Raw genomic sequence first — 20,582 nt, 5'->3', positions numbered from 1 at the left:
CGCCGCAACAGTGTGCTCGCATGAGCGGCACGGCGAGCGGAACGACACGGCAGGAGCAGGAGCGCAGCCGGGTGACGCGGCAGAAGCTGATGACGGCCGCCATCGAGGTGCTGGTGGAGAGGGGCTGGGCGGGGGCGACCATGGGCGCCATCGCGGAGCGCGCGGGGGTGTCACGCGGCGCCTGCCAGCACCACTTCCCCACCCGCGCGGCCCTGGTCGCGGCCGCCGTCGAGCACGTCTTCCGCCAGCAGGTCGAGGAGCTGGTGCGGCGCGCGAAGGGCCTGCCGGAGAGCCGGCGGCGCGTCGAGCCGCTGTTGAACCTGCTCCACGACGTCTACGCCGGCCCGCTCTTCACCGCCGCGACCCACCTGTGGGTGGCGGCCGTGGCGGACGAGGAACTGAAGGCGCTCCTGCTGCCGCTGGAGACGCAGGTCGGCCGCGAGGTGCACCGGCTCACCGTCGAGCTGCTGGGGCTCGATGAGCGCGACCGCGACGTGCGCGACGCCGTGCGCGCGACGCTGGACCTGCTCCGCGGCCTGGCGCTGGCGAACTTCCTCCACGACGACACGGCCCGGCGCCGCAAGGTGCTGGCCCACTGGGCGCGGACGCTGGAAGCGCAGCTCACGCCCAAGCGCGCGACGCCGCCGGACTCGAGCCCTCAGCAGCGGTAGAGGTACGTCAGCGCGGTGACGTCCGTGCTGGGGAACTCACGCCTCGGTCTGGCTTCAGCGCGCGACGATGTCGGCGTCCACCAGGTACGGCGACGCCGCGACAATCGCTTCCGTCGTCCAACCCCGGTTGGCGCCGCGGCCGGTCGTGTCGCAATCGCCGTCGGTGTGGACGCCGACCAGGTGGCCCTGGCGGTTGAGCACGCCCGCGCCGGAGCTCCCGACCAGGGTGTCCAGGTCCACGTAGTAGATCAGCGAGTCGCAGGCATCCAGGTAGTCGCCCACGGCGATCGACTTGGGCTTGCCCCGGGGGTGCTGGATGATGGCCAGCCGCTCGCCAGGCACGGCCGACAGCAGGACCGGCGTGACCTGGGGGAGCACGTCCAGTTGGATGAGGGCGTAGTCGGGCTCGAGCGATTGCTCGATGACGGTGCCCTCGGTGATGAGCGGGTCCCCGTCCGACTCTGCCTCGAAGTTGAAGACGAGCAGCGGCCGGTCACCGAGCGCGACACAGTGCCCCGCCGTCACCACCACGGGCCCCGCGCTCGCTTCAATCAGTGTTCCGGTGCAGCGCCCGTCAATCAGGACGACCGCGTCCTCGGCCGTCTGCGCGACGTCCGCGAACTCGCCCTGGTAGCTGTTGATGGGGGTGAAGTCCTCGGTCGGGCCACACTGCGTCTGGCCGCGAACCTCCGGAGGCGGGCGCACCCGCGACGCCGCGGGGCTTTCACACACCAACGGATGGGAAACAGCGGGCACCTCCTCCTTTCCACAGGCCACAAGGCCCAGGAGGATGAAGGTGCCCGCGAGGATGCGACCCCTCGGACTCATGAAGGACTCAAGGGGTCGCGACGCCATCGCTTAGTAGAGGGCGTTCAGCGCGGTGATGTCCGTGCTGGTGAACTCACCGGACTCCGTCGAGCGGAAGCAGGAGTTCATGATGGAGCCGCCCACCGTCGCGGTGCTCGGCGTGCCGCTGATGAGGATGGCGCCCACGCCCGCGGTGCCCTCGTTGGTGGCGGAGCCGCCGCAGCTGATGGAGCGGTTGTAGTAGTCCGAGTGACGGAAGCCGATGCAGTGGCCGAGCTCGTGCGTGATGACGTGCTCGTTCACGTCCACGCTGTAGCTCTGCAGGCCGGTGCCGATGTTGATGGTGCCGTAGGGGTTGCCGCCCGACGGGAAGCCCGCGGAGCCGCCGGCGCCGGACATGACCGTCGCGGTGATGTTCGCGCTGCAGCCCGTGGTGGGGCCGCGCGCCATCGTGAAGCTCAGACCGCGCTGGTTGTAGTTCTGGATCGCCAGATCCAGGCCCTGGCTCAGGCGGCTGTAGCTGTTGAACGTCGACGTGGGGTTGATGCAGATCTTCGTCTTGGTGGAGCTGACGAGGTTCGTCGTGCGGTACTGCTCCTGGGTGTCCTTCGTCGCCGGCTGGAGCATCTCGCGCGAGGCCTCCAGGCTCACGTGCGCGTCACGGCCCACGTACACCTGGCCGTCAGCGACCATGATGTCGTCCGCGGGGAAGCCGGCCTCGATCAGGTTCGAGACGATCTCCTGGTTCTCGGCCTCGACGTCGTTACCGCAGCCAGACAGCAACGCACCACAGCTCGCCACGAGGACTGCCGCCTTCTTGAACATTCGTCGTTCCTCTGGTTCGGGGGAGATCCGCCGCCGCCTGACCTTCCCGTCAGCCGCGGACAGCTTGCCCAGCCACTGAGCAACTGCCGGGCCAGCCGCGCCCCAGAGGGAATAACCGGGTTTTGTTGATTTGCTTGGAGCACCAGCACTCCAGCTTCCAAGAATGTAAGCGTAACGAAACGTAACGCTTTGTGCCGCAAGTGCCTGTTGTGACGTGGTTTTTACCCGGCACCCCACGACCCACTGATTTTCGGACAGGGGTGTCTTCTCATCAGTCACCCTCCCCAGGGTCGGATTTACTCCCACAATCCTGGAAATACACGGAGAGCGCGCGATAACTGCGAGTTGAATCCACTCTCGGTATTTCCCGTCCCCATGTCCATGCGCCCTTCCCTTCCCCTTGCCGCGCTGTTGGGTGCGGCCCTGTCGTTCCTCCCCGGCTGCGAGAGCACGAAGTCGAGCGGCCCCTCTGCTTCCGACACGCGCTCCCAGGACGCGGCGTCCGTGCAGGCCTCCGAAGCCTGGGCGCGGGCCCGGGTGGGAGACCGCGTCACCTACTCCTTCAACGCGACGCGGGGCCCCGAGCCTCGCGGTGGCGGCACCGCGCGCACGCTCCAGGGACAACTGACGCTGGAGGTGGTGGCCGTGCAGCAACCCTGGGTCTGGGTGCGCGCGGCCTACAGTGATGAAAGCGGCAAGCCGCTGTCACAGGCGCGGCTGGCGCGGGATCTGATCATCCCCGTGCGCGCGGACACGTCGCGCCCGCTCGACGTGCCGCACGGAGGCACGGCCACCGCCGAGGTCGCGTCCAGCGCGGGCCGCACCTGGGAGGCCATGCGCTACGTCAGCGACCAGCGCTCCTTCGACGGCCCCCTGCGCACGCGCGTGTACGCCAACGCGCCGGGCCCGCTGTACCTCGCCCGTGGCCTGATTGAAGCGAGCACGGAGTCCGCCGGCTTCCGCGTGCCGGGCGGATACCAACTGAAGCTGCGAGAGGTCCGGGAGGGCTCGGGCGAGGCCAGCGCTCCGGTGCCCGCGCTGGAGCGGCCGCTGGGCCCGGGGGCGTACTACGAGCGCTTCGTGGACGTCGGCCCCTCGCCCGGCGTGCAGCGCGTGTGCTTCACCGCCGAGCGCGGCTACCTCCTGCGCGCCGAGGGCCCCGTCGACGCCAACGCGGCCCCCTGCTCCGACTTCTCCCAGGCCGAGCCGGAGCCCCTGGAGGAGCTGCTGATGGGGCTGCCCTCGGAGGTGGTGTTCACGGAGGACTGGCCGCCCGCCGCGGCGGCCAACGGCACCCGGGGCACGTTCAGCGCGGAGGGCCGCGACGTGCCGGCCCTCATCACCCAGAGCAACGAGGACGTCGAAGGCACCCAGCGCGTCTTCTCCGATACCTACGCGGCCGACCCGTGGGCGCCGGGGCTCGCGGGCCTGCCGTATGAAGCGCGCTTCCAGCCGCTCGCCAACAGCACCGAGCGCGTGGTGACGGGAGGCAAGCGCGAGCCCGAGGGCGGCACGCGGCTCGTGCGCTGGGGCTCGTGGCTCGCGGGAGCGAAGTAACGCGCGAGGCTTCACGAAACGGATGCGGCGTCCCGTGCGTGGTCATCGCCACGCGCTCAGTCGATCTGGAGCACCGCGCCAGGAGGGCGGTGCGTCCACTCCTGGAAGGACGCGCGGAACGCCTCCACGGCCGCGAACAGGGGACCCGAGGGCCGCCATGACAACGCGGCCATGTCCCGCGCCTCGCGCACCTCCAGGCCGATGAGCAGCGCACCTCCCGCCCGTGGAGGCTGGAGCGGGCGCACGGAGAGCCGCCGGTCCCCTTCCAGCCGGTACACCAGCGCCGTGACGTGACCGAGGATCCACCCCTCGACGACCTCGCGCGCCTCGGCGGTGGGAGCATCGGCGGACAGGCGCAGCGAGAGCGTTGGAACCTCGTTGGCGGTCAGGGGCTGGAAGAGCTCCGCCCACGCGCCGGGCGTGCGTGAAGCGCGGGCCCTGGCCACGAGTTCGCGGGCACGGAGGAGCTCCTCGCGGATGATGCGGAACGTGGAGCGCGACACGTTGCGCGCGGTGTTGCGAGCCGGGAGCGCGGGGGCAATGACGGGCAGGAGGTCGCGCTTGCCTTCAGGCCGATAGCGCGCGGTCTCGGGCGTGAGCGTCACGGGCTGGGGCCACGGCCACGAGGCGAAGGTCCCGAAGAAGTGCACGAGCAGCGACGCGTCGGACCGCAGGGCGTCCGAGGGTGCTCGCGTGCAGGCCCAGGCCGCGAGCAGCGTCCACGACAGCCCCCCCAGGTATCCCAGCGCGTGCGAGTAGATGCCCCGGGCCCGGGCCCAGGCCTTCACCGCGTGCAGCAGGGTCCGGAACCTCGCGGCCCGTTCGGCGTCACGGGTGACGGCGTCCATCAGGCCCAACGTGTCCGCCAGCCCCAACACGGCGCGGAGGCCCGCGGGGTCGAGCCGCTCGCCGTGCCGCGCGAGCAGCGTCAGCGGTTCCTCCGGAGGCACGCCCTCCGGGCGGCTCGCATAGGCCAGGTCGAAGCTCACGCCTCCGAGGGACAGCTTCACCAGCGGGATGGCGGCGTCCGCCACGTAGCGGGCCGTGCCCGGTGCCAGCTCCTGGAGGAGCGCTCGCGCGAAGTCATCGCGGGGCAGGTTCGCCGGTCCGATGGCGACCGCGTCCACGTCACTGCCCGCGCCATCCGTGCCCAGGAGATAGGAGCCATACGGGTGCAGCGTGGTGCCGATCCGTTCGCAATGCTGGCGCAGTTGCTCCACCGCCGCGGTCCTGCCGGCGTGTCCTTCGTGTGACGCGATGGCGCCGATGGAGGCCAGAGCCTCGCGAAGCGGAGCATCCTCGTGCTCCGGGGTCGCTCGGGGAGCCTGTGCCAGGGGGATGCGCCGGATGACTTCGAAGGGCGTGTCCCCCTTCCTTCGGATGAGACAGAGCTCGCCCACATGGAACTTCAGGGGCCGCCATGCGCGCTGCCACTCCGCCAGCGTGCGGGCGATGTCCGCGGAGAGCGGGAGCTGTCCCACGGAGAGGTGGGGCGTGAAGCCGCCGTGCGCGGACGAGGCACACTCCGGAAGGGCCGCCACGAGCTTCGCGTGCAGGGCCGACAGCGCGCCGGAGGGCTGAACATCGGGGCGGAGCCACGCGGTCGCGTTGGCGCGGTGCTCGAAGTGGCCGAACGCGGAGAGCGTCACATCGAAGGGCTCAACGTCCTGGAGGGCATCCACGAGGATGGCCTCCGCCGTCTCGAAGTCCTCCTCCGGAACGAAGGGATACAGCAGCGTGATGTGAGGCATCCACCGCTGGAACTTCGCGTCGTGCTTCTTGCGAAGTGCCTGGATGGGACCCCAGACGTCATCCGGAGGGATGAGCACCAGGGCCGTGTGGTGGACCAGCGCCGTGGAGGCGCGCGCGGAGGGCGCCTCGCGAGACGCGATGACCTCACGGCGCAGGACGCAGCGCAGGCCGAAGTGATCCGAAGCGAAGAGGGCCTGTCCGGTGGGCCCGGGCGGTCCCGACAGGGGCGCTTCGCCGAAGAGCTCCACGGACTCAGGAACGAGCCGGCCTGAAGGAGACGCCACCAGCACCCGGTCCAACCGCCGGAGCACTCCCGAGACGGTGGTGACCGCCGCCAGGCTGTTCAACTTGGGGTTGAACGTCTCCCCTGCTTCCGAAGGTCTCAGCGTGGGCCACGCATCCACGAAGCCGGCGCGCGCGAAGGACTCGGCTTCCGGCGCACCGTCGCCGAAGTTGAAGTCACCGGCCAGCACCAGGTCCGGCGCCTCGGTATCGCGCTCGGAACCAAGCACGCGAGCCCATTCGAGGAGGGCTTCGACCTGCACGGCGCGCGCGGAGGCGCCGGACGCGTCCCGGTCGCTCGTCAGGTGCGGAGTGGCCACCCACAGCGTGCCGCCCGGGAGGTGCAGCTCGGCCGTGATGATGCGCTTGTCGCGGGAGAAGACGCGCTGCCACACGGAGGCGAGCGGCACACGTGACAGGAGCACCTGCCCATAGGGCGTCACCGTCCGTGCACTGGGCCCATCCGAGAGCCAGCAGTGCTCACGCACCCAGGGTTCCGCGATCAGGGCCTTGAGAAACGACGGGGTGACTTCTTGAAGAGCGATGACGTCCGCGTGGGTTTCACGGAGCAGCGCGAGGGCCGCGGGTGTCCTCCGCTCCGTCGCCAGCAGGTGCGCGTCGTACAGGTCGAAGAGGACGTTGAAGGTGGCGACGGTGAGCGCCGTCGCGGCGGGAAGCGGGCGCTCCGGCTCCAGGGAGGCCTGGGTCCACGAGCCCAAACTCGCGTCGTACCGCCACGCGGGCAAGGGGGTGAAGCCCGGCACCGCGTGAGGCGGAGGTGGCGCGGGCTCCTCCGAGGGCCGGGTGTTGCTCAGCAGGTCGATGCGCGCCTTGCGGTCCCACACCACCTGGGGTCCGCGCTTGAAGTACCAGACGCGGTGCCACGGAATCTCGCCGTCGGGGATGAACGCCTCGAAGGGCATCTCCTCCAGCGCGCCACGGTGCGAGTCGTAACCGACGACGAACTCGCGGGCGTCATGCCGCGAGTCCCACCGGATCCGGTGATACACCTCGCGGCTGGTCGTGAAGCGTTCCTGGGACATGGCGGGGCTCGTGGCGAAGGGAACGGGAAGGCACGCCAGGATGGGCCGCGCACGCGCCGCGTTGACGCAAGGGATTGAACGAGCCTGACGCGAAACCCGCTGGCCCGTGTCTTGCCATGAAGCCCTCATGGAGGAAGACACGGAATGGGTATTCGCGCAGGCATGGTGGGGACGGGGTTGGTGGTCATCTCTTTGTTGTCGTCGGGTTGCAGCGACCAGTCTCCGACAGTCGATCCGCAGGACGGGCCCATCACGGATCCGTCCGATGGAAACGAAGTTCCCTCGCTTCCCCCTCCGGGTTCCATTCCGGACGCCGGCACGCCCCCTCCGGGTGAAGATGGCGGGACACCCGATGCCGGCGACACCCCGGACGCGGGGACGCCACCGGACTCCGATGCCGGCACGGGTCAGACGCCCGACGCAGGGCCCTGGCCCACGGACGCGGTGCTCGACTACACGCGCGTGTTCGGCGTCGACAAACCCCAGAGCGTCGGGCTCGATGAAGGACTCAACCTCTGGCTCCTCGACGGCCGCCGCATCGGCGTGCTGCGCCCGGGCGACACCCAGCCCACGTGGAGCACCAACGTCGGGCAGGCGGCCGAGCCGTTCGGCCCGGACGCGCTCGCGACCGGCTCCACGGTCATCTGCGGCGGTGAGGCCGGACGCGCGTACGTGGGCTACTCCGCCAACGAGATGAAGCGCGCGGAGGGCATCGAGCAGCGCACGTACATCCCCTGGCGGGGAGAGGCGGGCTACTCCCCCGAGCGCTTCGCCGAGTACCGGAAGGGAGACCTGGACGCGGTCCGCCTCCAGCCGGACGGCAGCGTCAAACTCGAGGAGCACCTCTGGCGCACCACCGGCGCGTCGAACGCGGGCCGCCAGGCGGGCATCCACAACACCAATGACTTCCACTACGAGGAGGACCGCACCGTCCTCAACTGCGCCCGCGTGACGCGCGGCCGCGACCGCGGCGACCTCTACATCACCACCAACCACGGCGTGACGCGCATCCAGGGGCTCACCTACAACAGCCACCGCCACCCGGGCTGGTACCTCTACGAGGACGGCTCGGAGTGGGGCTCGCTGCAGTGCCCGTACATGCACGGCCTGGGCATCGGGCAGAACGGTGACGTCCTCGTCGCCAACGAGCAGATGGTCGGCGTGCTCGTGCCCAGCCCCAAGCTGGAGGAGTGGGACCGCGAGTTCACCTGGGAGGGCCCCACGCCCTGGTCGTTCAAGAGCTACAACGACGCGCTCAACGGCCAGGCCACCGACGACTACTGGCGCGCCTTCGAGCAGGTCCGCTCGGGCCGCTACTACCTGGGCAGCGAGCGCTACGGCGTCTGGGCGCTGACGCCGAAGAACCGCTCCACGGGGAACTGGTCGAAGCTCGCGGGGCTGCCGTCCAACCGCATCCTCTCGCTCAAGGCGACCGACGACGGGGCCCTCTACATCGGCACGGACGGCGCCGGCCTCTGGCGGCTGGAGGCGGACGGCACCACGCTGGCCCAGGTGCGTGAGGTGTCCGGCCAGCAGGTGAAGCAGCTCGTCTACGAGCCCACCGTGACGCCGAGCATGCTGCTCGTCCTCACCGACAAGGGGCTCACGGTCCTCCGGGGACCGTAGGCCCGGCCCTCAGACTAGCTTCGCCAGGGTGGGCAGCACCTGCCCGCTCATCCCCTGGACGAAGTGGTGGAAGCGCTCCGTGTTCGCGGCGGACTCGTAGTTCACGAGCCACGTGTCCCCGCGCACGGAGCGCACCTCGTCCACGATGCCCGCCGCGGGCCACACCGCTCCGGACGTGCCCGCGGCCAGGAACACCAGCCGCGTGCCGTCCTTGCGCGTGATGAACTCGCCAATGCGCGCCAGGTCGTTGGGGTCCAGCATCTCCCCGAACCAGACGATGTCCGGCCGCAGCCGGCCTCCGCAAGCGTCGCACTTCGGCACCGTGCCCGACGGGTGCACGGTGGTGTCGGCGAAGGGCGCGCGCTGGCAGTCCGCGCACTTCGTGCGGAAGAGGTTGCCGTGCATGTCCACCACGCGCTGGCTGCCCGCCTTCATGTGCAGGCCGTCCACGTTCTGCGTGGCCAGCAGGAAGCGGTCCCCCAGGTGCTGCTCCCAACGCACCAGCGCGTCGTGGCCCGGGTTGGGCTTCACGTCCGCCGCTCCCGTCCGCCGCTGCGAATAGAAGCGCCAGACGAGCGCGGGGTCCGCCTCGAAGCCCTGCGGGGACGCCACCGCCTCCACGGGGTGGTTCTCCCACAGCCCGTTCATGCCCCGGAAGGTGGGCACCCCGCTCTCCGCGGAGACTCCGGCGCCGGTGAGCACGAGCAGGCGGGTTTTCGAATCCAGGACGAGCGGTTCCACACGACCTCCCGAGTGCCAGCCGGCACGAGGGTTGTTAGAAGGGGCGGGACTGATTTCCTGACAGAGGACCCCATCATGGCCGAAGTCACCCTGGATCTGCGCGGTCAGCCCAAGACCGAGGCATATGCCGAGCTGAAGACGCACGCGCTCGCCATCCTCGAAGGCGTGGATGACGACATCTGCGCGATGGCGACGATGAGCTGCCTGCTGCACCACGCCTTCGGCCACCTGTGGACCGGCTTCTACCGGGTGGTGACGCCCGGGAAGCTGCTGCGCGTGGGCCCCTACCAGGGGACGCTCGGGTGCCTGGAGATCACCTTCGGCAAGGGCGTGTGCGGCACGTCCGCGGCGAAGGGCGAGACGGTGGTGGTGCCGGACGTGCACGCGTTCCCGGGCCACATCACCTGCGACGGGCGCTCCGCGTCTGAAATCGTGGTGCCGGTGTACGGGCGCGACAACGAGCTCATCGCGGTGCTCGACATCGACTCCGAGCACAAGAACACCTTCGACGACGTGGACCGCGCGGCGCTGGAGGACCTGATGTCCTGGTTCCAGCACCGCACGGCCTGAGAGCCGTCCTCGTCGCTCAGCGCTTCGCGAGGCGGGCGTAGGCCACGGCCAGCGCCCCCGCGAAGCGCGCGTTGTTCTCCAGGAGCGCCAGGTTCGTCTTGAGGGTCTTGCCCCCGGTGCGCTTCGCCATCTCGCCCAGGAGGAACGGCGTCACGGCCTTGCCGCGCACGCCCTGCCGGTCCGCGTCCGCCAGCGCCGACGCGATGTGCAGCTCCACGTCGTTGCGAGCCAGCGCGGCCTCCACCGGAGGCGGCACCGTGTAGAGCACGCCGCCCTGCCCCAGCAGCTCGAAGCGGGCGTGGGCGATGCGCGCGGCGGTCTCCGCGTCGTCCGCGCGGTGCTCCAGGGAGAGGCCGGACTCGCGGCTGTAGAAGGACGGCAGCTCGTTCGTGCCCACGCCGATGACGGGCACGCCCGCCGTCTCCAGCAGCTCCATCGTCTTGGGCAGGTCCAGCACGGACTTGGCGCCCGCGCACACCACGGCGACCGGGTAGCGCGACAGGGCCGCGATGTCCTGCGAGATGTCCCAGTGCTCGGAAGCGCCCCGGTGCACGCCGCCGATGCCGCCGGTGGAGAAGACGCGGATGCCCGCCGCAGCGGCCAGCTCACACGTGGCGCTCACGGTGGTGCCGCCGCTGGCCCGGGTGGCCACCGCCACGGCCAGGTCGCGCGAGCCCACCTTGAGGAGCTTCTCCTTGCCCTCGGCCAGGCGGCGCAGCGTGGCGTCCTCCAGGCCAATCCACACCTCGCCGTCCACGAGCGCGATGGGCGCGGGCACGGCGCCGGCGCGGCGCACGGCCTCTTCGCACGCGCGAGCGGCGGCCAGGTTGTCTGGGTACGGCAGGCCCTGCGCGACGACGCTCGTCTCCAGCGCCACCAGCGGCTGCCCGGAGTCCTTCGCGCGCCGCACCTCGTCCGAATAGCGGAAGTCCATGGGCGGGCATTTACGCCATGGCCGGGGCGGCCGGACAAGCACGGGCGTGGGGAAACGTCGGCCCGGTGCCGCCGCCCCTTGGGAGAGCACCGCGCGTGCGTGTCGCCTGCCAGGGAAGCGGCGCGGGCCCACATGTTCGTTGCAGCCCCGTCGGTTGCATCCAGACCCGCGCCGCCCTATGCCCCGCCGCCGTGAGCACCTCGTCGCCCGCGGTCGCAGCGCCTGCCCGTCTCCTCTCCGCCTCCGACCTGGCGATGATCGCCGTCGTGGTCGTCTGGGGGACGAACTACACCCTGGTGAAGGACGCGCTGGAGGGCATGCCGGCGCGGGCCTTCATGTCGCTGCGCTTCGGGCTCGCGGCGCTCGCGATGGGGCTCGTGTTGCTCGCGGTGGAAGGCCGCAAGCCGATGCCGTGGAAGACGTTCCTGCGGCTCACCGCGCTGGGGTTCGTGGGCAACACGCTGTACCAGTTGTGCTTCATCGAAGGCCTCGCGCGCACCACGGCCGCCAACAGCGGCATGCTCACGGCGGTGAGCCCTGTGGTGACGGCGGCGCTGGGCGCGGCGCTGGGCATCGAAAAGCTGCGGCGCCCGGTCGTCGCGGGGCTCTCGCTCGCGGTGGTGGGCACGCTGCTGGTCGTGAGCGCGCGAGGCCCGAACCTGGGCGCGGCGACGTGGACGGGCGACGCGCTGATTGTCGGCAGCTCGCTGTGCTGGTCCATCTACACGGTGGGCACGCGCGCGGTGGGAGAAGGCGTGTCCGCGCTGCGCGTCACCGCCATCACCATGCTCACGGGCGCCCCGGGCGTCGTGCTGGCCGGCGCGTCCCAGGTCATCGAAATGGACGCGTCGCGCGTGGGTGCCGCGGGCTGGGTGGCGCTCGTGTACTCGGCGCTGGTGCCGCTGGTACTCGCCTACTTCGTCTGGTTCCGCAGCGTGCAGCAGGTGGGCACCAACCGCACGACGCTCTATGGCACCGGCATCCCCGTGGTCGCCGCCCTCACCGCCTGGGCCGTCCGCGGCGAGCGCCCCACCCTCTTCCAGACGCTCGGCGCGGCGCTCATCCTCACGGGCGTGTTGATCAGCCGCCGCAAGGACAGCGCCATCACGAAGGCCTGAGCGCGCTCAGCCGCGAGTCCCCCGCTCCAGCGTCAGCCCGTACTCCTCCATCTTCCGGTCGAGCGTGGGCCGGCTGATGCCCAGCAGCTCCGCCGCGCGGACCTTCTTCCAGCCGGACTCGCGGAGCGCCTCCGCGATGGCGTCGCGCTCCAGCCGGGCCACCTGCTCCTGCAACGTGCGAGGCGCGTGCCCCACCGCGCCCTCGCGCACCTCGGGAGGCAACTGCGGGATGCCCACGTGGCCCGCCGCGTACACGCGCCCCAGCCGCTCCGCGACCAGCTCCAGCTCGCGCACGTTCTGCGGCCACGGATACTCGGCCAGGAGGCGCCGGGCCTCCGGTCCCAGCACCGGAGCCTCCCGCCCGCCGTGCCGGGCGCCGCGCAGCACGAAGTGCTCCAGCAGCACCGGCACGTCCCCCCGCCGCTCGCGCAGGGGAGGGACCTCCAGCTCGAAGCCCGTGAGCCCCCGGGCCAGCGCCGCGTCGAACTCGCCCCGGGACGCGAGCCGCGACACCGGCGAAGCACAGGTGGCGACGATGCGCACGTCCACGGGCTCCTCGCCGCCCTGCCGGGCCGGAGCCGCGCGCCGGGCCAGCATCCGCGCCAGCCGCTCCGCCGCCGGCCGGGGCAGCGCCTCCACATGGCGAAGCAGCAGCGTGCCCGCGTCCGCGCGCAGCACCGCGGACGTCACCGGAGGCTGGCCGGGCGCGCCCGCACGGCCGAAGAGCGCCACCTCCACCGCCTCCAGGGACTGACGGCACTCCACCGTCACCCACGGCCCCAGCGCGCGCGGGGACTTCCCATGAAGGAAATGCGCGAGCAGCGCCTTGCCCGTGCCCGGCTCGCCGAACAGCACCACCGGAGCGGCGCTGCCCGCCGCACGCCGCGCCTCCTCCACCACGCCCCGGAACGCCCGCGACGTCCCCAGCGGCGTCACCCACGGCGTCTCCGCGGCCTCCGCCTCGCCGCGCGAGCGCACCGCCGTATAGGCCTCGCCGCCCAGCCGCCCCAGCGACGCGAGCAGTTGGCCCTCGCCCTCGGTGAACGGCGACTCCTCGCGCTCCACGTACAGCACGCCGAAGGGCATCCCGCCCGAAGCCACCAGCGGAGAGCACAGCGCCGTGTCCGTCCGCCCCAACTCCTTGCGCTCCAGCGCCGCCTGCACCAGCGCGCGGGGCACCTCCACGGACGCCGCGCCAGACACCGCCGCCGTGCGAAGCCCCTCTGGCCCGCTGAGGAGCGCCGCGGCGCGGTCCGCGTTGAGCGCGTGCGCCGTCTCCTCCGACAGCCGCCGCAGCACCATGGCCTCGCTGGTGGCCCCCAAGAGCGCCGTCCCCGCCGAGTACATCGCCGCGGCCGCGCCCACGTGCGGCAGCACCTCCTCGATGGGCACGTGCTCCGGCTCCGGCGCCACGACGCCCGAGGGCTCGTCGACGATGGACACCGGCGGAGGCTCGTACACCGCGATGGTGGCGCCCACGCGCATCCGGTCCCCCGGCCGCAGCACCGCCTCTTCCTGGAGCGCCAGCCGCTGCCCGTTGAGCAGCGTGCCGTTGGTGGAGCCCAGGTCGCGCAGCCGCACCTGTCCCGCGACGGTGTCCAGGAAGAGCTGCGCGTGGCGGCGCGACACCTGGTCGTCTTCCAGCGGGATGTCGCAGGAGGGGCTGCGGCCGAGGGTGAGCTGGGAGACGACCTCGTACCGGCGCCCCGCCGAGGGGCCCGTGAGCAGCAGCAATGCCGGCATGCGGACGGGCAGCCTAGCAGTGCCCCTCGGGGCGCTCGCAAGACGCGTCGGGTTGGACGCGCGGCGCTACATGGGGCGTTCGGCGTTCAAGAGCGCGCGCAGCTCGGACTCGTTGAGCGCGCGGCCCTCCCGGGCGATGGCCAGGGCGTTGATCTGCTTCTCCTCCACCTCCACGTGGGCCCCCTTGCGCCACTCCGTGGTGTGCACCGCGCCATCCACCAGCCGGCCCACGACGGAGCCCTCGTCCCGGGCCACCGCCTCCAGCCACAGGTTCTCCACCACCACCTCGCCCTCCGGGTGCGTCTCGAAGGGGGCCCGCACCAGGAACGTGAGGGGCTCCATCAACCCCTTGCGCTGGAAGCGCGCCAGGAACGCCGGCAGCAGCGCCTGCGCCTCCTCGTGCATGGCCTGGGTCTGCTCGGCCGGCTCCTTGGCGAAGCGCTCCCGGTACGTCGCCAGCAGCTCCGCCGTGTTGTGCCGGCCCAGGGGCGACACCACCGTGAGGAACAGCCCCTCGTGGCCCTCGAAGGCGTCCAGCGGCACCCCCAGCAGGTTCGCGCGGGCCTCCTCCGACGGCACCAGGGTGAAGCTCTGGCCCTCGCTGGTGGCTACCTCCGAGCGCAGCGCGGGCCCCTGCGCGAACGCCAGGTCCGTGCACAGCTCGTGGAGGAAGCTCTCCGCGGCCAGCAGGTCGCCCTCGCCCAGGTGGAAGATTTCCACGTCGCGCGCGCCGAACTTCTCCATCCCGTGCGAGTGCACCCACAGCGGCGTGTCCCCTTCCGCCAGCTCGATGGCGTGCAGGTGCACGTGGTCGCGGATGTCGAAGTCCAGCTCGGTGATCTCGACCACGTCCTCGGGCTCGTGCAGCTTGAACGCCGTCAGGTCCACGAGCACGCCCGGCGCCTGCTCCATCAGCGTGCGCACGGTCCACAGCGCCTCGAAGACGGGCAGCGTGGGCTGCGCGCCGCCCGGCTCCAGGAGGAACGCGTAGCAGGCCTGCGACTTCTCCACGCGCGCGAAGGCCTCCGGGCTGCCGCTGAACAGCTCCTGGGGGACGCGGGGACGGCCGTCGCTCAGGGGCTTGAGCACCACCTTCACCTCCGAGCCGTCCGCGCGCACGGTGAAGCCCCAGTCGCCCTCGTGCGGCACGAACTCCACCTCGTCCGTGGCGAACGCCGCGCGCAGCGCGTCAAGAGAGGGCGGCACGGACTGCTCGGTGGCCAGGACGTAGACCTCCTTCACAGGTGCTTCTCAATCTGTCGGAAGAGGTCCACGCGGTCCACCAGGTTGGTGAGGTAGTCCAGCTTGTCCGTCCCCAGCACCAGCACCGGTGACAGCGAGTAGCCCTCGAACCACTCCTCGTAGAGGGCGTTGAGGCGCTTCAGGTAGGCGGTCGGGATGTCCTTCTCCATGGCCCGCCCGCGCAGGCGGATGCGCTCCTTCAGCGTCACCACCGGGCAGCGCAGGTAGATCATCAGGTCGGGCGGCCGGAGCGACTGGGAGATGGTCTGGTACAGCTCCCAGTAGGTGGACCAGTCGCGCTTGTCGATGAGCCGCTGCCGGTGGAGGTTCTTGGCGAAGATTTCCGCGTCTTCGTAGAGGGTCCGGTCCTGGAGCACGGTGCCCGGCGTGCGCTCCAGCTCCCGGTGCAGACGGAACTTGTGCGTGAGGAAGAAGAGCTGCGAGCGGAACGCCCACGTCTTCATGTCCTTGTAGAAATCCGCGAGGTAGGGGTTCTGGTCATTGGGCTCGAAGGACGGCGTGAGGCCGTACTTCCGGCACAGGAAGGACGTGAGCTCCGTCTTTCCGGCTCCGATGTTGCCCGCGATGGCGATGAACTTTTTCCTGGCCACGCCACCCTTGCTTGTAACCCCAGCGAGCGGCATTCACCAGAAACAATGGCGAGGGGAGCCATGGTAGATAAAGTGCATGCCCCCGCCCCGTTCCGCACGTCCAGGAGCCCGAGCCGGCGCCCATGCCGCGCCGCCTGCCTGCACGACGGGGGAGCGGCACCCCCGGGGTCCTTCCGGCACTCAGGTCCCCCGGTAGGAGGAAAGGCGACGCATGCTGCGCAAGCTGTGGTGCATCTTCGTGGTCACGGTCTGGTCCATGGTCTGCTTCCCGGTGGCCTGCCTCGCCATGCTGGTGACGCTCAACCCGTCGCGTTCGGTCGCCGTCGCCCGCAGGCTCTGGTCGCCCGTGCTCCTCTGGGCCGGGGGCGCGAAGCTGGAGGTCCTTGGCGGGGAGAACGTGGACCCGAAGCGGCCCACCATCTACGTCGGCAACCACCTGTCCACGCTCGACATCCCGGCCCACTTCCTCGCCGTGCCGGTGGACTTCCGTTTCGTCGCCAAGTCGCAGTTGCGCTTCGTGCCGTTCATCGGCTGGTACCTCTGGCTCGCGGGCCACATCTTCATCGACCGCGGGGACCGCGCGTCCGCCATCGCGTCATTGGAGAAGGCCGCCCGGAAGATCCGCGCGGGCACCAGCATCTTCCTGTACCCGGAGGGCACCCGCTCCCCGGACGGCCGCGTGCTGCCCTTCAAGAAGGGCCCCTTCGCGCTCGCGCTGAAGGCCCGCGTGCCCATCTGCCCCGTCACCATCGAGGGCACCGACAACGTGATGCCCAAGAACTCGTGGAACATCACCCCGGGTGTGGTGCGCGTGAAGGTGGGCCGCCCCATCGACACCACCGGCTTCGCGGACAACGACCGCGAGGGCCTGGCCCGCGCGGTGCGCGCGCAGATCATCGCCGACAGCCTCTCCCTGGGTGGCAAGGGCGGTGACCCCGACACGGCCGTCGCCCCGCCGAACCGCGAGGGCGTCGCGCAGCGTGCCGCCTCCGTCACCTCCAAGGCCTCCTGAGCTCCCCGTGCCCCTGACGCTTCCCTCGAACCGCCTCCGCACGCTCCGCTGGCCCGCCGCCCTCCTGGGGTTGGGGCTCCTCGCCACCGGCTGCGGCCACGGCCAGGCCCAGGCCCCCGCGCTGTCCCCCAAAGCCCAGGCGCGCGCGTACCTGGACGGCAACCAGCCGGATGAGGCGGTGAAGCTCCTGAGGGAGCTGCACACGCGCACGCCGGACGACGTGGACGTGGCCCGCGCCCTCACGGAGGCCCAGGTGAAGGCGGGCCGCGCGGACGCCTGGGCGGAGGAGCTGCGCCAGGCCATCGCGAAGGACGAGCGCGCCGTGGACCAGTACATGCTGGGCCTGACGCTCTTCTCGCGGGCCCGGGACGCGGGCGCTCCCACCGTGGCCGCCTTCGAGCGCGCCATCACGCTGTCCCCCACGACCGCGGAGTTCCATTACCGCCTGGGCGTGGCGCGCCTGGAGTCGGAGCAGTACACCGCCGCGCTGGGCCCGCTGCGCAAGGCCGTGGAGCTGGCCCCGGAGCGCGCGGGCTGGAAGCTGCCCCTGGCCAAGGCCCTGGCTCGCACGGGCGACACGGCGGGCGCCGTGGCGGCCCTGGGCACCGTCGTGCGCGGCAACCCCACGCCGGCGGAGGTCGCCACCGCGCGGGCGCTGATGAACCCGCTGGCGGACCCGTTCCAGAACTTCCCCAAGGCGGCGGAGGCGAAGCTCGAGGAGGGCATGCGCTACCTGCACGAGATGGACGCGCCCCAGCACGCCCTCATCGCCTTCGAGGAGATCCTCCACGACTACCCGGACCTGGCCGTGGTGCACGCCCTGCTGGGGCTGGCCTACCAGCGCCTGGATGACGCCGGCCGCGCCGTGGACGAGTTCAAGCAGGCCATCGAGCGCGCCCCCCAGGACGGCAAGAACCAGCTCTACCTGGGGGAGCTGTACCTGACGCGCCAGCGCACGGACGCGGCGCGCACCGCCTTCGAGAAGGCCGTGGCGCTCAACCCGCTGCTGGACCTGGCCTGGTTCCGCCTGGGCGACCTGCGCCTGGAGGCCCGGGACCTGGACACCGCGAAGGAGGCCTTCCAGGTGGCGGTGACGCTGGCGCCGGACTCGGCGGCCGCGCGCGGCAAGCTGTCGCTCGTGTACCAGTTGCAGGGGGACTACGCGGCCGCGCAGCGCGAGCTGAAGGTCGTGGCGGACAAGGACCCGGAGAACACCGAGTTCGCCCTGCGCCTGGGCCTGCTCTACACCGAGGAGGCCCAGAAGGCCCGCCGCCCCGAGGACCGCCAGAAGGCCGCGAGCGAAGCGGAGCGCTGGCTGGGGAAGGTGCTGGAGACCCAGCCCGACAACGCGGTGGCCAGCAAGGCCCTGCAGGTGCTCAAGGGCCAGTAGCCACCGGCGCACCGCGCCCTCTACACTCGACCTTCGATGAGCGACGCGCGCAAACCCGCCCCTCCCAGCACCCCTCCGCCCCGGACGCCGTCCAACCCCGGCACCCAGCCCCGGGCGGCCACCAGCTCCGGCATGCGCGCCGTGAGCGCCGCCCGCGCGGCCCCCCTGGAGAAGGCGAAGCCGGAAGGCCCCCTGGGCAAGCGCGTCGCCGCGGAGACGTCCAACGTCGTCCTCAACGCCTTCTCCATCCTGAAGGAGCAGTTCGCGGACTTCCGCGCGAGCGACCGCTTCTTCAAGTACAAGGCCGGCATCGTCGCGGGCTGGCTCGTGCTGTCCATCGCCAGCCTCGGCATCGCGTGCCCGGGCCGCTCGATGGACACGGGTGACATGGACGCGCGCCTGGTGCTCAGCGACAAGCTGGACCGGCCCTCCGTCACCATCTGGAACGAGAGCAAGGACGTCTGGCGCGACGTCATCATCACCGTGAACAACGAGTACAAGGCGGTGGTGGCGGAGGTGCAGCCCGGCAACTTCATCACCATCACGCCCAAGCAGCTCCTGGGGAAGACCGGCGGCGCCGCGCCCGCGGACCTGCGCTTCCAGGCGCTGACGATGAAGAGCGCGGACGACAAGGCCGACCTCACGCCCTCCCTCCAGGAGGAGTGGCAGCGCCTCCTCGCGCCGAAGAAGTAGCCCGGCCGCGAGCGGGGGAGCCCCGCCAGACGCCGGAAACACGAAGGGCGCCCTCCTGAAGCAGGAAGGCGCCCTTTATGCTGCTTCAGCCCGTCCGGGCCTCACTCACGTGAGACCCGGGCACGGGGAACGGCTCAACCCTCGGTCTTCGCCTCGGCGGGAGCCTCGGTCGTCTCGGCGGCGGCCGGGGCCTTCGCGGGACGGTCCACCAGCTCGATGAGGGCCATCTCCGCGGCGTCGCCCCGGCGGAAGCCCAGGCGCACGATGCGGGTGTAGCCACCCGGACGGGAGGCGTAACGCTCCTTGTACTCGCTGAACACCTTCTGGAGAACCGCGCGGTCCTTCACGGTGCGGGCAGCAAGGCGCACGTTGGACAGGCCACCGCGCTTGGCGAGCGTGATGATGCGCTCGGCCAGCGGACGGACTTCCTTCGCCTTGGGAACGGTGGTGCGGATGGCCCCGTGCTCCAGCAGGGACGTGACCATGTTGTTCAGCATCGCGAGACGGTGGCTCGTGGTGCGGTGCAGCTTCCTCTGTCCGACCTTATGGCGCATGCGCGTGCTCCGGGGCCTCTTCTGGAGTGCCCCACCACTCCGGCCGTATCAGGTACCGGGTGGGAAGGACGGCCCCGACACCGGGGGCCGCCATTGAATCGGGCCCTGTGTACCAGGGCCCCCTGCCTTCGCGCCACCGTGAAGCCGTGTCGGTGGGGAGCCAAGGCAGGTGCTTCAGGAAACGACGGCGCTTCAGGCCTTGGGGGCCGCGGGAGCCGGCGCGTTCTTCGGCGGCCAGTTCTCCAGTTTCATGCCCAGCGAAAGGCCCATCTCCGCGAGGATCTCCTTGATCTCCTTCAAGGACTTGCGGCCGAAGTTCTTCGTCTTGAGCATCTCCGCCTCGGTGCGCTGGACCAGGTCACCGATGGACTTGATGTTCGCCTGCTGCAGGCAGTTGGCCGAGCGCACCGACAGCTCCAACTCGTCCACCGAGCGGAACAGGTTCTCGTTGAGCTTGGCCTCTTCCTTCGGCGCCTCGGCGACGACCGGCTCCTCGGTCTCGTCGAAGTTCACGAATACCGTGAGCTGCTCCTTGATGATCTTCGCCGCGTACGCCACCGCGTCCTGCGGCACCACGGAGCCGTCCGTCCAGACCTCGAGCGACAGCTTGTCGTAGTCCGTGACCTGACCGACGCGCGCGTTGGTGACCTGGTAGTTCACCTTGCGGATGGGCGAGAAGAGCGAGTCGATGGGGATGGTCCCGATGGGCGCGCCCGGCACCTTGTTGGTGGACGCCGGCACGTAGCCCCGGCCCCGGCGGCACGTCAGCTCCATGCGCACCTTGCCACCCTCGGACACGGTGCAGATGTGGTGACCCGGGTTCAGGATCTCCACGTCCTGGTCCGCGATGAGGTCGCCCGCCTTCACTTCCTTGGGGCCCTCCACCTCGATGCGCAGCGTCTTCGTCTCGTTCGTGTGCATCCGGAGGAGGACCTCCTTCAGGTTCAACACGACGTCCGTGACGTCCTCGGCCACCTCGGGGATGGTCGTGAACTCGTGGTCCACGCCTTCAATCTTCACGGAGGTGATGGCCGCGCCCTGCAGCGACGACAGCAGCACCCGCCGCAGCGAGTTGCCCAGCGTCGTCCCGAAGCCGCGCTCCAGCGGCTCCGCCACGAACTTGCCGTACGTGGGGCTCAGCGAGTCCTGGTCCACTTCCATGCGGCGCGGCTTGATGAGGTCGCGCCAGTTCTTCGCAACAAACGTGTCGGCCATGGGGACTGCTCCTCTGGTCGTGCGCCATCACCCACTTCCCCGTCAGGGTGACGGGAGGACGGGCACGCGGGGGGACTGCTAACAACCTCGCCTGGCGCACGCAGGACGCGCCCTCCAGGCGGAGAAACGACAGGCGACAAAGCGACAACGCCCCGGCCTCGTCGGCCAGGGCGTCCACCGCGGGAGGGGCCCACCG

Annotated in this window: 18 protein-coding genes; 8 read left to right on the top strand and 10 right to left on the bottom strand. The window is 70.8% G+C overall.

From position 1 onward, the window contains the following. Positions 1-20 precede the first annotated feature (20 nt). Positions 21-671 carry a TetR/AcrR family transcriptional regulator gene (locus K8556_RS29735; RefSeq protein WP_223743482.1) on the top strand — a complete coding sequence of 217 codons (651 nt, stop codon included), beginning with the start codon at positions 21-23 and terminating at the stop codon, positions 669-671. Positions 672-725: 54 nt separating this feature from the next. Here the strand turns inward: K8556_RS29735 and K8556_RS29730 are convergent, their stop codons facing one another. Together K8556_RS29730 and K8556_RS29725 are read right to left on the bottom strand one after the other, a co-directional pair. Beyond that, the gene (locus tag K8556_RS29730; RefSeq protein ID WP_223743481.1) at positions 726-1,526 is read right to left on the bottom strand and encodes a serine protease; all 801 of its coding nucleotides are present in this window, start codon (positions 1,524-1,526) and stop codon (positions 726-728) included. A 3-nt stretch (positions 1,527-1,529) separates the two neighbouring features. Then, positions 1,530-2,303 (bottom strand): zinc-dependent metalloprotease, encoded by a 774-nt coding sequence (locus K8556_RS29725; protein ID WP_223743480.1) that lies wholly within the window; start codon positions 2,301-2,303, stop codon positions 1,530-1,532. A 375-nt stretch (positions 2,304-2,678) separates the two neighbouring features. Between K8556_RS29725 and K8556_RS29720 the strand changes: the two genes are divergently transcribed. Continuing rightward, the gene (locus tag K8556_RS29720) at positions 2,679-3,860 is read left to right on the top strand and encodes a DUF6068 family protein (RefSeq protein WP_223743479.1); all 1,182 of its coding nucleotides are present in this window, start codon (positions 2,679-2,681) and stop codon (positions 3,858-3,860) included. A 56-nt stretch (positions 3,861-3,916) separates the two neighbouring features. Here the strand turns inward: K8556_RS29720 and K8556_RS29715 are convergent, their stop codons facing one another. After that, the gene (locus K8556_RS29715; RefSeq protein WP_223743478.1) at positions 3,917-6,937 is read right to left on the bottom strand and encodes a poly(A) polymerase; all 3,021 of its coding nucleotides are present in this window, start codon (positions 6,935-6,937) and stop codon (positions 3,917-3,919) included. A gap of 144 nt (positions 6,938-7,081) precedes the next feature. Here K8556_RS29715 and K8556_RS29710 point away from each other — a divergent pair, with 144 nt between their 5' ends. After that, positions 7,082-8,563, top strand: a complete 1,482-nt coding sequence (locus K8556_RS29710) for a two-component regulator propeller domain-containing protein (protein ID WP_223743477.1) — start codon at positions 7,082-7,084, stop codon at positions 8,561-8,563. A 9-nt stretch (positions 8,564-8,572) separates the two neighbouring features. On the opposite strand, the gene K8556_RS29705 is transcribed toward K8556_RS29710, so the two are convergent. Beyond that, positions 8,573-9,304, bottom strand: a complete 732-nt coding sequence (locus K8556_RS29705; protein WP_223743476.1) for an NAD-dependent deacylase — start codon at positions 9,302-9,304, stop codon at positions 8,573-8,575. A 75-nt stretch (positions 9,305-9,379) separates the two neighbouring features. Between K8556_RS29705 and K8556_RS29700 the strand changes: the two genes are divergently transcribed. After that, on the top strand, positions 9,380-9,874 hold the full coding sequence (locus K8556_RS29700; RefSeq protein WP_223743475.1) for a GAF domain-containing protein: 495 nt from the start codon (positions 9,380-9,382) through the stop codon (positions 9,872-9,874). Between the two features lie 16 nt (positions 9,875-9,890). Here K8556_RS29700 and K8556_RS29695 read toward each other — a convergent pair whose 3' ends face one another. Further along, a complete protein-coding gene (locus K8556_RS29695) occupies positions 9,891-10,808 on the bottom strand; it encodes a pseudouridine-5'-phosphate glycosidase (RefSeq protein WP_223743474.1) in 918 nt (305 codons plus the stop codon). A 191-nt stretch (positions 10,809-10,999) separates the two neighbouring features. Here K8556_RS29695 and K8556_RS29690 point away from each other — a divergent pair, with 191 nt between their 5' ends. After that, on the top strand, positions 11,000-11,926 hold the full coding sequence (locus K8556_RS29690) for an EamA family transporter (RefSeq protein WP_223743473.1): 927 nt from the start codon (positions 11,000-11,002) through the stop codon (positions 11,924-11,926). A 6-nt stretch (positions 11,927-11,932) separates the two neighbouring features. Here the strand turns inward: K8556_RS29690 and K8556_RS29685 are convergent, their stop codons facing one another. From K8556_RS29685 to K8556_RS29675, 3 genes are all read right to left on the bottom strand, one after another. Then, on the bottom strand, positions 11,933-13,669 hold the full coding sequence (locus K8556_RS29685) for an FHA domain-containing protein (protein ID WP_223743472.1): 1,737 nt from the start codon (positions 13,667-13,669) through the stop codon (positions 11,933-11,935). A gap of 66 nt (positions 13,670-13,735) precedes the next feature. After that, positions 13,736-14,911: a DUF2314 domain-containing protein gene (locus K8556_RS29680; RefSeq protein WP_223743471.1), complete on the bottom strand. Its 1,176-nt coding sequence runs from the start codon at positions 14,909-14,911 to the stop codon at positions 13,736-13,738. Continuing rightward, a complete protein-coding gene (locus K8556_RS29675; RefSeq protein WP_223743470.1) occupies positions 14,908-15,522 on the bottom strand; it encodes a deoxynucleoside kinase in 615 nt (204 codons plus the stop codon). Before K8556_RS29675 ends, K8556_RS29680 begins: the two co-directional genes overlap by 4 nt. 211 nt (positions 15,523-15,733) lie before the next feature. Between K8556_RS29675 and K8556_RS29670 the strand changes: the two genes are divergently transcribed. Genes K8556_RS29670 through K8556_RS29660 form a run of 3 tightly spaced genes read left to right on the top strand, consistent with a single transcriptional unit; the run spans position 15,734 to position 18,617 of the window. Next, positions 15,734-16,534 carry a 1-acyl-sn-glycerol-3-phosphate acyltransferase gene (locus K8556_RS29670; RefSeq protein WP_223743469.1) on the top strand — a complete coding sequence of 267 codons (801 nt, stop codon included), beginning with the start codon at positions 15,734-15,736 and terminating at the stop codon, positions 16,532-16,534. 7 nt (positions 16,535-16,541) lie between these two features. After that, complete coding sequence (locus tag K8556_RS29665) at positions 16,542-17,924, top strand: tetratricopeptide repeat protein (protein ID WP_223743468.1); 1,383 nt, start codon at positions 16,542-16,544, stop codon at positions 17,922-17,924. A 36-nt stretch (positions 17,925-17,960) separates the two neighbouring features. Next, positions 17,961-18,617, top strand: a complete 657-nt coding sequence (locus K8556_RS29660) for a hypothetical protein (protein WP_223743467.1) — start codon at positions 17,961-17,963, stop codon at positions 18,615-18,617. A 134-nt stretch (positions 18,618-18,751) separates the two neighbouring features. Here K8556_RS29660 and rplQ read toward each other — a convergent pair whose 3' ends face one another. Next, positions 18,752-19,171 carry a 50S ribosomal protein L17 gene (rplQ, locus tag K8556_RS29655; protein WP_223743466.1) on the bottom strand — a complete coding sequence of 140 codons (420 nt, stop codon included), beginning with the start codon at positions 19,169-19,171 and terminating at the stop codon, positions 18,752-18,754. A 192-nt stretch (positions 19,172-19,363) separates the two neighbouring features. Further along, positions 19,364-20,386, bottom strand: coding sequence for a DNA-directed RNA polymerase subunit alpha (locus tag K8556_RS29650; RefSeq protein WP_014395886.1), 1,023 nt, complete (start codon positions 20,384-20,386; stop codon positions 19,364-19,366). Between the last annotated feature and the right edge of the window lie 196 nt (positions 20,387-20,582).

This window comes from Corallococcus sp. AS-1-12, assembly GCF_020036995.1.
GTDB lineage: Bacteria > Myxococcota > Myxococcia > Myxococcales > Myxococcaceae > Corallococcus.
The sequence above is the reverse complement of the archived record's forward strand: the minus strand, read 5'-3'. Positions and strand labels throughout refer to the sequence as shown.

Coding starts and splice junctions, on each gene's coding strand:
- K8556_RS29735 (WP_223743482.1), top strand. CDS start 21: ATGAGCGGCACGGCGAGCGGAACGACACGGCAGGAGCAGGAGCGCAGC.
- K8556_RS29730 (WP_223743481.1), bottom strand. CDS start 1,526: ATGGCGTCGCGACCCCTTGAGTCCTTCATGAGTCCGAGGGGTCGCATC.
- K8556_RS29725 (WP_223743480.1), bottom strand. CDS start 2,303: ATGTTCAAGAAGGCGGCAGTCCTCGTGGCGAGCTGTGGTGCGTTGCTG.
- K8556_RS29720 (WP_223743479.1), top strand. CDS start 2,679: ATGTCCATGCGCCCTTCCCTTCCCCTTGCCGCGCTGTTGGGTGCGGCC.
- K8556_RS29715 (WP_223743478.1), bottom strand. CDS start 6,937: ATGTCCCAGGAACGCTTCACGACCAGCCGCGAGGTGTATCACCGGATC.
- K8556_RS29710 (WP_223743477.1), top strand. CDS start 7,082: ATGGGTATTCGCGCAGGCATGGTGGGGACGGGGTTGGTGGTCATCTCT.
- K8556_RS29700 (WP_223743475.1), top strand. CDS start 9,380: ATGGCCGAAGTCACCCTGGATCTGCGCGGTCAGCCCAAGACCGAGGCA.
- K8556_RS29695 (WP_223743474.1), bottom strand. CDS start 10,808: ATGGACTTCCGCTATTCGGACGAGGTGCGGCGCGCGAAGGACTCCGGG.
- K8556_RS29685 (WP_223743472.1), bottom strand. CDS start 13,669: ATGCCGGCATTGCTGCTGCTCACGGGCCCCTCGGCGGGGCGCCGGTAC.
- K8556_RS29670 (WP_223743469.1), top strand. CDS start 15,734: ATGCTGCGCAAGCTGTGGTGCATCTTCGTGGTCACGGTCTGGTCCATG.
- K8556_RS29660 (WP_223743467.1), top strand. CDS start 17,961: ATGAGCGACGCGCGCAAACCCGCCCCTCCCAGCACCCCTCCGCCCCGG.
- rplQ (WP_223743466.1), bottom strand. CDS start 19,171: ATGCGCCATAAGGTCGGACAGAGGAAGCTGCACCGCACCACGAGCCAC.
- K8556_RS29650 (WP_014395886.1), bottom strand. CDS start 20,386: ATGGCCGACACGTTTGTTGCGAAGAACTGGCGCGACCTCATCAAGCCG.